The following is a 13,810-nucleotide window of genomic DNA, read 5'->3' on the forward strand; positions in this document are numbered from 1 at the left end:
GATGCGGGCGGCTTAGAGGTTTTGCTTTTTCAGTTCGCTCACGGCGTGGTCCACAGCGCGGGCCGTGAGGGCCATGTAGGTCAGCGAGGGGTTTTGGCAGGCCGCCGAGGTCATGCAGGCGCCGTCCGTCACGTACACGTTCGGGGCGTCCCACACTTGGTTGTGCTTGTTCAGCACCGAGGTTTTGGGGTCTTTGCCCATGCGGGCCGCGCCCATCTCGTGGATGCCGGCGCCGGGCGCAATGTCAGTGTCGTAGCCCTTCACATTCTTGATGCCGGCCTTTTCGAGCATCTCCACGGCGTCCTGCTGCATGTCGATGCGCATCTTCTTTTCGTTGTCGCGGATGTGCACGTCGAGGGCCAGCACGGGCAGGCCCCACTTGTCTTTTTTGGTTTTGTCGAGGTAGGCGTAGTTGTCGTGATAGGGCAGCGTCTCGCCGAAGCCACCGAGGCCCATGGTCCACTTGCCGGGTTCGGTGAGGGCGTCCTTGAAGTCGCCACCGATGCTCATTTCCGGGATTTCGCGGCTCCAGCCTTCGCGCCCGGCACCGCCCTGGTAGCCAAAGCCGCGGATGTAGTCGCGCTTGTCGCCGAACAGGTTGCGGTAGCGCGGCACGTAAATGCCATTGGCGCGGCGGCCGTATACGTACTGGTCCTCGAAGCCGTCGGCGTCGCCATGGGCGCCCACTTTCAGGTGGTGGTCCATGAGGTTGTGGCCCAGCTCGCCGCTGCTGCTGCCCAGCCCGCCGGGCCAGATGTCGGTGGCCGAATTCATGAGCAACCAGGCCGAGTTCAGCGTGGAGGCGTTCAGGAACACCACTTTGGCGAAGTACTCGTAGGTTTGGTTGGTTTCGGCATCAAGCACTTCCACGCCCTTGGCCCGCTTGGTGTCCTTGTCGTAGAGGATTTTGGTGACGATGGAAAACGGCCGCAACGTGAGGTTGCCGGTCGCCACAGCTGCCGGCAGCGTAGCGGCCTGCGTGCTGAAATAGGCCCCGAACGGGCAGCCCAGCCAGCACTTGTTGCGGTATTGGCAAGCCACGCGGTTGTGGTGCCCCACCGTAATGTTGGCCGTGCGCCCGATAACCATGCGCCGGTGCGCGTAGCTCTTTTTGAGGCGGGCGGCGACGTCTTTTTCCACGCAATTCATGTCCATGGGCGGCATAAAGTCACCGTCGGGCAACTGCGGCATCCCCTCTTTGGAGCCACTGATGCCGGCAAACTTCTCCACGTGGCTGTACCAGGGCGCCAGCTCGTTGTAGCGAATGGGCCAGTCCACGGCGATGCCGTCCTTGGCGTTGGCCTCGAAGTCGTAGTCGCTCCAGCGGTAGCTCTGCCGGCCCCAGGTGAGCGAGCGGCCGCCCACGTGGTAGCCTCGGAACCAGTCATAAGGCTTTATCTCCACGTAGGGACTTTCTTTCTCATTCACCCACAAATCGAGGTTGCTTTCGTTGAGGGTGTAGTCCCGTTTCAGCACCGGATAGTCGGCTATCATCTGCTGGGTTTTGCCGCCACGGTGGGGGAAATCCCACGGATTTTTGTTGGCATTCACGTAGCCCTTGATGTGCTCGATGTTGCGGCCCCGTTCCAGCATGATGGTTTTGAGGCCTTTCTCCGTCAGCTCTTTGGCTGCCCAGCCTCCGGTGATGCCCGACCCAATAACGATGGCGTCGTAGGTGTTTTTGTCCATGTTCAGCGGCAATTATGTGGGAATTTTAGGATACTAGAAAGTATGGCGGGAACAGGAAATTATTTCATTTGGGCCGTTACGGCGTTGCCTGAGTAGGTGAGCACGGCGTTCGGCGTAGCTTCGGGTTGGAAGGTAGTGAGCTTGTCCTTACCCACCCAAATTATATTGAAAGTGCGTTGCGCCGGCATGCCCGGGAATGTGCCTTTGCGCTCGCCTACGGTGAGCGTTTTGGTCTTTTCGCTGTAGTTGAATGGGATGGTAGCAAAGGCACCTTTTTCGTAGTTGTAGTTCACGTTTTCATCCTCATAAAGCGTGAACTGCGCATCCCGGCCGGTGTACACGTAAAGGGTAATCGGGTCGGCAGCCTTCTCGGCGGCGTATTGCAGCGCTGGCCCAACCGGCACAATGGAGCCCTCGCGCACGAACAGCGGCATGCGTTCCAATGGTGCTTCCACAGCGAGCTGCTGGCCGCCGGCGTAGTGCTTTCCGCTATAGAAATCAAACCACCCGTTGCCAGTGGGCAGGTATACCGGGCGGCTGCGGGCTTTGTAATCGGTGACGGGCGCGGCCAGCAGGCTGGGGCCGTACATGAACTCATCGGCGATATTTCGCACGGCGGGGTCGGCCCCGAAATCCATCATCATGCCGCGCATTACGGTGCCGTGCTGGTGGTGCACCTGCCCGGCCAGCGAGTAGGTGTAGGGCATAAGCCGGTAGCGCAGCTGGTCGTAGTAGAGCATGCTCTGGTAGGCCGGGTGGATTTCCAGGGCAATGTTGAAAATCTCGCGGTACGGAAACTGCCCGTGCACCCGAAATAGCGGGCAAAAGGCCCCGTACTGGTACCAGCGCGTGTTTAGCTCGCGCCACTCTTCCAGGTCCGCGGGGTTGGGGTGCTCGTAGCGGCGCTCCACGGCAAAGCCGCCAATGTCGGTGGTCCAGTACGGGATGCCCGACATGGCGAAGTTCAGCCCGGCTGGAATCTGGTTTTTGAAATCTTCCCAGCGCGAGGCAATGTCGCCGCTCCAGATGGCCGCCGCGTAGCGCTGAGAGCCCGCGTAGCCCGAGCGCGTGAGCAGAAACACGCGCTGGTTGGGCGCCGTCTGGCGTTGGCCCTCGTAGATGCCCTTGGCGTTTTGCAGCGGGAAAGCATTGAAGTATTGCGTGGAGGAGCCCAGAAACGTGGGGTTCATGAGTTCCTTGCGGGTTTGCACGTTGGTGTTGGAGTAGATGTCGGGTTCCGAAGCGTCCATCCACCAGGCGTCGATGCCTTTGGTGAAGAGCTTGCTGTTCATCAGGTTCCAGAAGGCGGTGCGGGCCTGCGGGTTGAAGGCGTCGTAGAACGTGGACGTGTAGCCCGGCGCAATCCAGTCTTTGGTGCGGTTGGCAATGTTGCGCGGGTAGAGGTAGCCCTTGGCGCTGAAGTCGCGGTACACCGGAATGCCCTCGTAAATCTTGGCCCACACTGAAATCATGAAGTGCAGATTGTCCCGCTCGTGCAGGGTCTTTATCATGCCGTCGGGGTCGGCGAAGCGGCTGGGGTCGAACTCCTGGCTGCCCCACTCGGCGGGCTTCCAGTAAGACCAGTCGAGCACGATGTTATCGAGCGGAATCCGGCGCTTGCGGAATTCAGCGGCCACGTTCAGTAGCTCCTGTTGGGTTTTGTAGCGCTCCCGGCTTTGCCACAAACCCAGCGCCCACTTGGGCATGATGGGCGCTGGCCCTGTCAGCTGCCGGTAGCCGGCAATGACTTCGTCGGGCGTGCTGCCGTGCACCAAATAGTAATTTAAGTCGGGCCCGGCCTCGGACTTGAAACCGTATTCCAGCTGGCGTTGGGCCGACTGCGGAGCCATCCATTTCAGCCCGAGGTAGGACTCGCCGCCGTCGGGGTTCCACTCCAGCTTGAGCGGGTATTTGCGGCCGGGCACCATGTCCAGTTCCACCACCGAGGTACCGGGGTTCCAGGCCTGGCGCCACTTGTCTACTACGAGTTTGCCGTCGAGGTAGAGCTTGCAGTAGCCCGCATTCTTCAGCAAGAAATGGTGCTTACCGGCCACGCCCGTGGCAATACTGCCTTCCCAAGTGGCCAGCACCTGGTCCAGCTTCAGCCCGGCTGGGAAGTTCTTCTGGTCTTCCAGAAACTCGTAGTTGAGCGCCGATTCCGGCCGCTGCACGATGACATCCTGCGGGTTCTTTTTCTGGGTGTAGGTGGCCGTCAGCCAGCCTTCGTGCCCATCGGCCGCGTACAGCTTGAGGGTAGATAATGGCTCGTAGTCGCGTGTGTCGCTGACTTTGGTGATGGAGTAATTATCCCACAGAATGCCGTAGTTCCGGCTCGAAAGCAGGAAGGGCACGGCCACTTCGGTATTGTTCTGGGCCAGCTCCACTTGCTGGCCGCGGTAGTTCATGGTGCCGTTCTGATGCTGGCCCAGGCCGTAGAGGCCCTCATCAGCAGGCGAGGCGAACACCTGCTCCACCTGGTACAGTTGCTGCCCGTTGGCTAGCACCGGCGTAAAGGCTTTGCCGCCATTGGCTCGCTCTTGCAGAATGGGCCGCCCCTTAGAATCGGCAAACCGGATTTCGCCAGTGGTCAGCGACACGGTGGCCGTGAGGTCGTCGGTACTGATGATGCCTTGGCCTTTCTTTTCGCGGTATTGCCACTTGGCGGCCGGGCCGGTTTGCGGCACCACCATCAGGCTTTTCAGGGTTGAAACCGAGTCCAGCGGGCTGGCCTGCACGTGCACAATCTTGCTCGATACTACCTGCAGCCGCAACGTGCGAGTCGCGTTGGGCTGCGGCTGCGGCAGATGAATCAGCACACCGTCGGCCTGCTTGTCCACCCGCACCGTCTGTGCCCCGGCCGTAACCGTTAAGAGCAGGCTTCCGCAGCCAAGCAGAAAGGCACGACAGCAAAGGGTGAGCATCGGTATGGGTGGGATTTTTGCGGGAGAGAATAGCAATGCCAGCTTAGCGCAGTTTCGGAGCTCGTGACGTAAGGGCGGGGTCGTACCCAGTAAGGCTTGTCCCCGCCCTTCGTTCACTCAAAACCGCTGATTCCGTTCAACGACGAGTGGGTACGACCCATCCCTACGTTACAACGAACTGGTAGTCAATTATAGCGTCACATTGCCCTTGAGGCGGATGTCGCGCGAGGAGCTGCCAACCAGCACGTCAAACTTGCCGGGCTCCAGCACCCACTTCTTCTGGGCTTCGTTGTAAAACTGGAAGGCTTCCGAATCCAGGGCCACGGTCACAGTTTTGCTTTCGCCGGGCTTTAGAAAGACCTTTTGGAAGCCTTTGAGCTCCTTTTCAGGCCGCTTCACCGAAGCCTGGTCGTCGTGCACGTATACCTGCACCACTTCGGCGCCGGCCGTTTTGCCGCTGTTGGTCACGCGCACTTTCACGGTGGCGCTTTTGGTGCCGGGTGTCACGCTCAGGTTGTCGTACTTGAAGGTGGTGTAGCTCAGGCCGTGGCCGAAGGCAAACTGCGGCGCCACGTTGTAGGTATCGTAGTAGCGGTAGCCCACCCAGATGTCGTCCTTGTAAGTCTGCTTCAGCGGGTTGCCGGGCGTGCTGGGGTACTCGCCCAGCTTGTGGGCCGGCGCGTCTTCCAGCTTCACTGGGAAGGTCACGGGCAGCTTGCCCGAGGGATTTACGTCGCCAAACAGGATGTGGGCCAATGCGTTGCCGCCCTCCATGCCCGGGTACCACGCCTCAACAATGCCCTTGGCCTGGCCGGCCCAGGCCGACACTTCAATGGGCCCGCCGCCCAGCAGTACCACCACAGTGTTGGGGTTGGCGGCCAATACGGCCTTAATCAGCTCGTCCTGGCCGAAGGGCATTTTCAGGTCGGGCTTGTCCACGCCTTCGGCGTCGTAGGCGTTGTCGCTCCACTTGCTGTAGTCGTAGCCGTGAATGGAGCCGCCCACCACTATGGCCACATCGGCCGCTTTGGCAGCGGCCACCGCTTCGGCAATCAGCTGCGCATCGGCTTGTTGGCCGCGGGCAATTTTGTAGCCCTGGGCGTAGGTAATGGCCGTGTTGCTGCCCAACTCATTCTTCAGGCCTTGCAGAGCCGAGATTTCATACTTGGCTTTCACCTGCCCGCTGCCGCCGCCCATGGAGTTCGCGCGGGTCGCGTTTTCGCCAATCACGGCAATGGTTTTCACCGACTTTTTGAGGGGCAGGATGCCATCATTCTTCAGCAGCACAATACCTTCTTCGGCTACTTTCAAGGCCGTGGCCTGGTGTTCCTTCGTGTTGTAGGCGCCGGGCTGGCGCTTGGTGCCACCCAGCATGTGCGTGGCAAACATCACCCGCAAAATGCGCCGGACTTTGTCGTCGAGCAGCGGTACCAGGGTAGCATCTTTCTTTATGGCTTCCAGGGCAGTATTGGCCAAGAAGAACCGTTCGTACAGGTCTTTGCTGCTGCCATTAACCAAGTCGGGCTGGCCGGTTTCGCCTGAAGCGGTGGCGCTCTGGTCAATGCCTTTGCTCATCAGCACCAAGTCGGTACCCATTTCGAGGTCGGTGCCGTTGCGCAGGGCGTTCTGGGTATTATGTACCGAGCCCCAGTCACTCATCACCAGGCCCTTAAAGCCCCATTCACCCTTCAGAATATCGTTCATCAGGTAGGCGTTTTCCGTAGCGTAGGTGCCCCGAAACTTGTTGTACGAGCCCATCAGCGAATACACGCCGCCCTGTTGGACCGCAGCCTTGAAGCCGGGCAGGTAGATTTCGCGCAACGCCCGCTCGCTCATCTCTACGTCGATGTCGTCACGGTGCACCTCCTGGTTGTTGGCGGCGTAGTGCTTCACGCAGGCTGATACGCCCTGCGACTGTATCCCCTGAATGTAGCCCACCACCATTTTCGACACCAGAAACGGGTCTTCGCTCAGGTACTCGAAGTTGCGGCCATTCAGCGGCGCGCGCATAATGTTGATGCCCGGCCCCAGGATGATGTCCTTGCCGCGGGCATTAGCTTCACTGCCCAGCACAGTACCGAAGGCGTAGCCCAGTTCAGGGTTCCAGGTCGAAGCCAGCGCGTTGTTGGTGGGCATGTAAGAGCCGGCGTCGTTGGCGTCTTTCACGCCTTTCCAATCGCGGCCCTGCTCAGGGCGCACGCCATGCGGACCGTCCGAGGTCATGAGCTCGGGAATACCCAGGCGCGGGATGCCGCCGGCCGCGAAGGCCGAGTTGGCATGAATCATCTTGACTTTCTCTTCCAACGTCATCTGCTTGAGCAGCGCGTCAACTTTGGCCTCATTCGCTGTAAGGGCGGCCTGTTTGTTGGCCATCGCCGTGGGCGCGGGCTTTTGCTGAGCCGCTGCCGGGCTATTTGCCACCAGTGTGAAATAGAAAGCACTCAAAAAAACTGGGGTTCGGGAAAATTTACGGCGCATCAGTAAGGGGAAAAAGTGGAGCGGTAGCTACCGCCCCACTGTCAATGAGGATTGGAATTAACTGAAAAACTTCCCCGGCCAGCCGATTCATTGTTCCCACCATTCGGCGGCTGGCCGGTTCCGTTTTTTTAATCACTATTGGTCAAAAGCGGGGGATGCCAAAGCTGCAAGCCATCGGGGGGCATTGCCGATATCCCGCTTGATGGGTTTCTGAGCGCGCTTTTCTCTGTGTTGACGCTCAGGCATTGTGGCTCCTTAGTAACCGGGGTTCTGCGTCAGACCGGGGTTGATGTCGCGTTCGGCCTGCGGAATGGGCAGCAGCCCGCTGGTCGATTTTACACCCTTGGCAATCAGGCTGGGCAGGCGGAACAGTTCGCCCGTGCGCTTCAGGTCGTACCAGCGGTCCATCTCAAAGGCTAGCTCGTAGCGCCGTTCGCGCAGCACCGCCGCCGTGAAGTTGGGCGTGGAGGCACTCAGGTCCTTGGCCGAGGGCGAGCCAATGGGCAGGCCAAAGGCGCGGCGGCGCACCTTGTTGATGGCTTCCAGGCCTTCAGCCGTTGGCCCAACGGCTTCGGCCAGAATGAGGTATACTTCGGCCAGGCGCAGCACGGGCACGTTCAGCGGTGAGTCCCAGATGGTCGACAAGTTGCCGGCGTAGAACTTGCGCACGTTGTAGCCATTGGGGTCGCCTTCGAGGCTGGCGGGCTGAATCTGGCCGTCGGGGTACCGGTCACCGGGCACGAAAATCGTGGCTGCTTTGCGCAGGTCACCGGTCTCATAGCCATCCACAAACTCCTTTTCGGGAATGTTGAAGCCATAGCCGCCACTTGGTACCACGTAGGGGCTACCGAAGAAGCGGGCGCCCCAGAATTCGTTGATGGCCGAGCCTGGCCCATCGAGCGTGTACTGATTCAGGCCGCTTTTGAACTGCACCTCGAACAGCGACTCCTGCCCATTCTCGGTCTCCACCTTAAAGTTGTCGGCGTAGTTCGGCCACAGGCTTTTGCCCGAGCCCGCGATGACCGCCCGTGCCTGAGTAGCCGCATTGGCCAGGTCGGCCGGAGTGCCCCGGGTCAGGTATACCTTGGCCAGCAGCGCGGCCGCCGACCATTTAGTAGCGCGGCCCAGGTCGTCGCCGGTGTAAGAGTTCGGCAGCTTGGTGATGGCATCGGTCAGGTCGGCCACAATCTGCGTGTATACTGCTGCCACAGGCGTGCGGGTCACGCTGGACGCTTCGGCCGGGCTCTTGGCGGGAGTCAGTACCAGCGGCACGTCGCCGTAGGCCCGCACGAGGTAGAAGTAGTACAGGGCCCGCAGAAACTCGGCTTCGCCCAGGCAGCGGTTTTTGATGGCGGCATCCATCGAAATACCCGGCACGCGCAGCAGCACCTGGTTGGCCGCGCCAATGCCTAGGTAAGCCCGCTGAAAATGCTCGGTGATGACAGGGTTGCTACTCGGAATGGTGAAGTTGTCGAGCTGCTGAAACTCGATGCCGTCGCCGGCTCCACCGCCGCCCACGAAGGAGTTGTCCGACATCATGTCCATGCCCCACAGAGCGTGGTTGAACATGCCCGTCTGCTGCAGCTGCGAATACACCGAGTTGGTGGCCTGAATGGCATCGGTCTGGCTCTGGTAAAAGGTTTCGGTCGACGCCGCGTTGCGCGGCGTCAGGTCCAGGTAATCTTTGCTGCAGCTGGTCAGCAGGCCCAGCGCGAGCAAAGTGGCGCCCAGGGTTTTCTTCTTTAGAACGATGGAATTCGTCAACATAACAAAGGAATTTAAGGGGTGTGGGAATTGGTGTCGTCGGGCTTAAAAGCCTATGTTGACACCGGCCAGGAAGACGCGCGACTGCGGATAGATGCCGCGGTCAACCCCCAGGCTGTTGCCCTGGTTGCCCAACTCGGGGTCGAATCCTTTGTATTTGGTGACCGTCAGCAGGTTTTGCGCCGTCACGTAGATGCGTACGCGCTGGCTGTGCAGGGTAGTGAGCAGCGAGGCGGGCAGGGTGTAGCCCAGCGTGAGCAGCTTGATGCGCATGTAGGAGCCATTTTCCACGTAGTGGCTCGACACGCGGTTGTTCTGGTTGGGGTCGTTGAATACGGCGCGGGGCACATAGTTGCTCGTGCCGGGACCCGTCCAGCGGTCCAGCGCAATGGTGCCGGCATTGGAGGCCGCCGCCAGGCCGCCTTCTAGGTAATAGCGGTTCAGGTTGTACACGTCGTTGCCCTGCGAGCCTTGCAGGAACACGTTCAGGTCGAAGCCCTGGAAAGTAAAGGTGTTGTTCAGACCATACGTGAACTTGGGGCTCGGATTGCCGATGAAGGTGCGGTCCGCGTCGTTCACCACGCCGTCGCCGTTCAAATCCTTGAACTTGATGTCGCCGGGCGCCGTGCCCGAGCTTTGGTAAAACCGGGTGGGCGACTTAGCATTCAGCGCCGCCAGCTCGTCGGCGGTCTGGATGATGCCGTCGGCCACGTAGCCGTAGAACGCTCCGAACGCCTGCCCTACGTCGTAGCGTACCAGCGTGCCACCTCCGCGGATGCTTTGTCCGGCAAACGGTTTACCCTCACCCAGCGCCGTAATCTCGCTGCGGTAGGCCGACAGGTTCAGGGTGGTCGACCAGGTAAAGCCCTTGTCGGCGCTCACGAAGTTGTTGGTGGTGATGGCCAGGTCCACGCCGCGGTTGGTGGAGGAGGCCGCGTTGGTCGGCACCGGGTCGCTGGTGCCCGATATGAAGGTTGGTACTACGTTGAGCAGCAGGTTGGGCGAGGTGCGCTTGTACAGGTCTATCGAGGCAGTGATGCGGTTTTCAAGGAAGCCGGCATCTATCCCCAGGTTGTACTGCTCGTTGTTTTCCCACACAATGTTGGGGTTTGCCAGCCGGGTGGGCACGCCCCCGATTACCTGGCTCTGAGAGCCCGTGCCAAACACGTAGCCCGTACCCAGGGTGTTGTTGCCAGTGGCGCCATTCGTAGAGGAATTGATGAGCGAGGTGTAGCCGAACGTACCGGCATTGAGCGGATTGCCCACTTTGCCGTAGCCCAGCCGCAGCTTCAGGTTACTCAGGTTATGAATGTCTTTGAAGAAGCTTTCCTCCGACAAGCGCCAGCCCACCGATACGCCAGGGAAGAAACCAAATTTGTTGCCGTCACCAAAGGCTGAAGAGCCGTCGTAACGGGCAATGGCCGAGAGCAGGTACTTACCAGCAAACTCGTAGTTTACCCGAGTAAAGTAGCTTTCTAGGCGGGTACGGCTGTTGTTGCCCGCGTTGCTAATCAGGGAATTAATGGGGCCCCGGTCGATAATCTGCAGGGTGTTGGTGGCGTAGCCGGTGCGGCTGCCGCTCAGGTAGAAGTTGTCGAACTGCTGGGCCGACTGCCCAACCAGCACGCTCACCTGATGCTTTTCGGCAAACAGGTGGTCGTACATCGCCGTGTTCTCAATCAGGTAGCTGGGGCTGTAGTTAGTGCTGCTGCTCGCCGATGCATTCTGGGGCGTGTACTTGGAAGAGCCCTGGATGGAAGGATTAAACTGGTCGTTCTGGTTGAACTGCAGGTCGGCCCCGATATTGGTGCGAAAGCGCAGCCCTTTCAGTGGTTCCAGCTCTACGTAAAGCGTGGTAGTGGCCCGGTTACGGTTGTTTTTGTTGGAGGCGCGCAATGCCTTCGTGACGGGGTTTTCCTCCCCAAAATTGTCTTCGCGGGTGCTGCCAAACTCGTAAAAGCTGCCGTCCGGATTGCGAACCGGCAGAAAAGGCGGGGCCTGGATTGCCAGCTGAATGGGTCCGCCAAACTCGTCGTTTTCGCCGTTCAGCGGCCGCTCTTCCTGGTGGCTGAGCGCGAGGTTGCTGCCTAGTTTCAAAATCTTGCTCAGGTTGACTTCGCCATTGGTACGCAGCGAAAAGCGCTGAAAACCTGAGCCAATGATGGTACCATCCTGCTTAAAATAGCCCGCGCTTACAGCGTAGCGCGCCTTTTCACTGCCGCCCGTAGCCGAAACGGAGTAGTTCTGAATCGTAGCCGGTTGAAAAATCTCGTCCAGGAAATTGGTCGAGGGCAGCGCCGCAATTTTGGCCGGTGTATTAAAGCGAGAGTTCAGTTGAACGGGCGTGAACGAAGGGTCGGCCGCATTCTGGTTGTTCCAGTTGGTACGGGCCTCATTATTAAGCTCCGCGTATTGCTGGGCGTTGAGCAGCGGCACCAGGTGCCAGGCGCTTTGTGTGCCCACATAAGCATCCACTCCGATGCTGGACGTGCCTGCTTTGCCGTGCTTGGTAGTAATAAGTACCACGCCGTTGGCCGCCCGCACCCCATAAATAGCAGTAGCCGAAGCATCTTTTAGAATATCAATGCTCTCAATATCATTAGGATTGATACTGCTCAGCTCGGTACCACTGGCGTTGCCATTGCCATCTACGGCAGTGGGCAGTGGGAAACCGTCGACTACATATAACGGACTGTTGTTGCCTGCCGACGTGATGCCGCGCACCCGGATGGAGGTACCGCCCATACCGCCCGGTGCCCCGGAGTTAGACACCACCGTCACGCCTGCAGCCCGCCCCTGAATGGCCTGGGCCGCATCGGCCACGGGCTGCGATGCAATCTCGCGGCCCGAAACGGACGCCACCGCACCCGTCACACTTTGGCGCTCCTGCGTGCCGTAGCCTACCACAACTACTTCTTTGAGCGCCTGGGTATCATCAACTAGCTTAATTGACAGGCTTGTGGTAGCACCGGTCACCGGCACTTCCTGCTTTACAAAGCCCACTGAACTGAAAACCAGCACGCTGTTTTCGGGCACACTGAGGCTGAAACTGCCATCGGGCCCGGTAGAGGTACCGTTGGAGGAGCCCTTCACGAGCACCGTTACGCCGGGCAGGCCCTCGCCATTGGGCTGCGTCACGCGGCCCGATACGGTCACATCCGCGACCGGGTGGCGCGACAATGCGGCGACCGGCGCGTTTGGCCTCGCAACGGCAGGGTTCGAAATCGATTGCAGACCACCCACCGAAAGGAGGACTGCACCCTGCAAAAGGTTTTTGTAGGAGATTGGAAGCATACGTTTGGGATTAAGTGGGAATTTTGTTGAAAAACGAAGCTTTGGACACCAGCCAATGGCCAATAAGCAAGCCGAGCCGGATGCTGGAAGCACCCTGGAAACAAATTCTGGCCCGTCTGAAAAAACCACACTAGCTCAGTGCAAACTCTTTACTAAAAATGAGTTGCAAAGCATTAAAGCGTATTGAGCTTAGCGCGTATGGGCAGAAAACGATTGTGGAAATTGGCTATCGGAAAGTGAGCGGATGCTAGGCGCGTGACTGGAGTGGAAGGGCAACGCTAAGGAATCGTCGGCAACGGCCTTAGACTAGGGTGGCAGCAGTGGGCCTGAATTGGTAAAGGGCGGTAAGCGGGGTAGGGCCTACACCTTTTCTGCGATATTTACAGGGTAAATGTAAACACAATTTTCTAATGCGTTTACTTTACACAATAAATTTTTTCGTTTTATGAACAACCCCCAAGACGTAGTTGATTTCGTGCACAACGGGCACAAGCGCTATTTACCGCACCTATCCATCGATTGTGTCATATTTGGCTATCATGACCAGCAGTTAAAACTTTTGCTAATTCGTTACCATGACCAAGAAAACTGGAGCCTGCCCGGCGGCTTTGTGGAGCGTCATGAAGCCTTAACGGCGGCCGCTCACCGCATTCTGTATGAGAAGACGCAGCTGACCAACCTGTTTTTGCAGCAGTTCTACATTTTCGGCGACAGTCCCACCCGGTTGAACCGCATTGAAATTCAGAACAACCATAATAAGGTGTACGCGAAGGCCAACATCGCCATCGATGAGGACCACTGGCTGGCCGAGCGCACTCTCTCGATTGGGTATTATGCCCTCGTTGATTACCAGGAGGTCACCATCACCCCGGAGTTTTTGGTGGAAGGGTACTGCTGGGTCGACATTAACAGCGTGCCGGAGCTGCAATATGACCACAATGAAATCATCGACAGGGCCCTGGTCACGCTTCGCTCGCAGCTTTACCAGCAATCCATTGGGCAAAACCTGCTGCCGGAGAAATTCACGCTGCCGGAAATTCACTCCTTATATGAAGCCATCCTAGACCGGCAGTTCGACCGCCGCAACTTTCGCAAAAAGCTGCTTGCGCTTGGCCTGGTCACGCAGCTAGAGGAGCGCCGGAAGATTGGACCCCACCGCTCGCCTTTTTTATACGCCTTCAACCATGAAATCGCGAGCAAGCCATTTGAAGAAGGAACAATGACAGAGTTCTAAAATACGTCGCCCTAGCCTTAGCTCCATTTATGGACTTGGTTTGGCAACCGTTTTCCATGTCTAGCCACGGCCAGCGATGAGTGGCGAAAGACTTCAGAGCATTCCAAGTTACCAATTGAGAATTGAGCTTTGGCCGTGGAGGCCGGGCCGCTCAGTCCGGCCTTCACATAGCGGGTGGTGTGCGCGACTAGGTGCGCTAGCGCTGCCGACGAGTCCGTGGAATTGGGGTAACCGGATTGTTTTCTGTGCGACCTATATATAAAGGAGTGGAACCTGCTTTTCTCAGCTTGAAAGCGGAGATTCTAATAACATCCGATAAGTAAGATTTATCGGATGTTATTAAATTTGTTGGTTAATTCAGTACTCTGTCATCTGGAACTGCGCGATGGGCCTTGCGTTGAGGAACGGTTTGTGATAAACTAAATAGCAG

Annotated in this window: 6 protein-coding genes; 1 reads left to right on the forward strand and 5 read right to left on the reverse strand. The window is 58.5% G+C overall.

Annotation, left to right across the window (positions count from 1 at the left end):
- Window positions 1-12: 12 nt before the first annotated feature.
- From J4E00_RS19550 to J4E00_RS19570, 5 genes are all read right to left on the reverse strand, one after another.
- Window positions 13-1,689, reverse strand: coding sequence for a GMC oxidoreductase (locus J4E00_RS19550; RefSeq protein WP_208176952.1), 1,677 nt, complete (start codon window positions 1,687-1,689; stop codon window positions 13-15).
- A 59-nt stretch (window positions 1,690-1,748) separates the two neighbouring features.
- A complete protein-coding gene (locus tag J4E00_RS19555; protein ID WP_208176953.1) occupies window positions 1,749-4,610 on the reverse strand; it encodes a TIM-barrel domain-containing protein in 2,862 nt (953 codons plus the stop codon).
- A 189-nt stretch (window positions 4,611-4,799) separates the two neighbouring features.
- A complete protein-coding gene (locus tag J4E00_RS19560; protein ID WP_208176954.1) occupies window positions 4,800-7,055 on the reverse strand; it encodes a glycoside hydrolase family 3 C-terminal domain-containing protein in 2,256 nt (751 codons plus the stop codon).
- 288 nt (window positions 7,056-7,343) lie between these two features.
- Window positions 7,344-8,855, reverse strand: a complete 1,512-nt coding sequence (locus J4E00_RS19565; RefSeq protein WP_208176955.1) for a RagB/SusD family nutrient uptake outer membrane protein — start codon at window positions 8,853-8,855, stop codon at window positions 7,344-7,346.
- Window positions 8,856-8,897: 42 nt separating this feature from the next.
- Window positions 8,898-12,146 carry a SusC/RagA family TonB-linked outer membrane protein gene (locus J4E00_RS19570; protein ID WP_208176956.1) on the reverse strand — a complete coding sequence of 1,083 codons (3,249 nt, stop codon included), beginning with the start codon at window positions 12,144-12,146 and terminating at the stop codon, window positions 8,898-8,900.
- Between the two features lie 475 nt (window positions 12,147-12,621).
- Here J4E00_RS19570 and J4E00_RS19575 point away from each other — a divergent pair, with 475 nt between their 5' ends.
- Entirely contained in the window at window positions 12,622-13,380 is a 759-nt protein-coding gene (locus J4E00_RS19575) for an NUDIX hydrolase (protein WP_317196647.1), read from the forward strand.
- The last annotated feature ends 430 nt before the right edge of the window (window positions 13,381-13,810 follow it).

Source organism: Hymenobacter negativus, assembly GCF_017571495.1.
Lineage (GTDB): Bacteria > Bacteroidota > Bacteroidia > Cytophagales > Hymenobacteraceae > Hymenobacter > Hymenobacter negativus.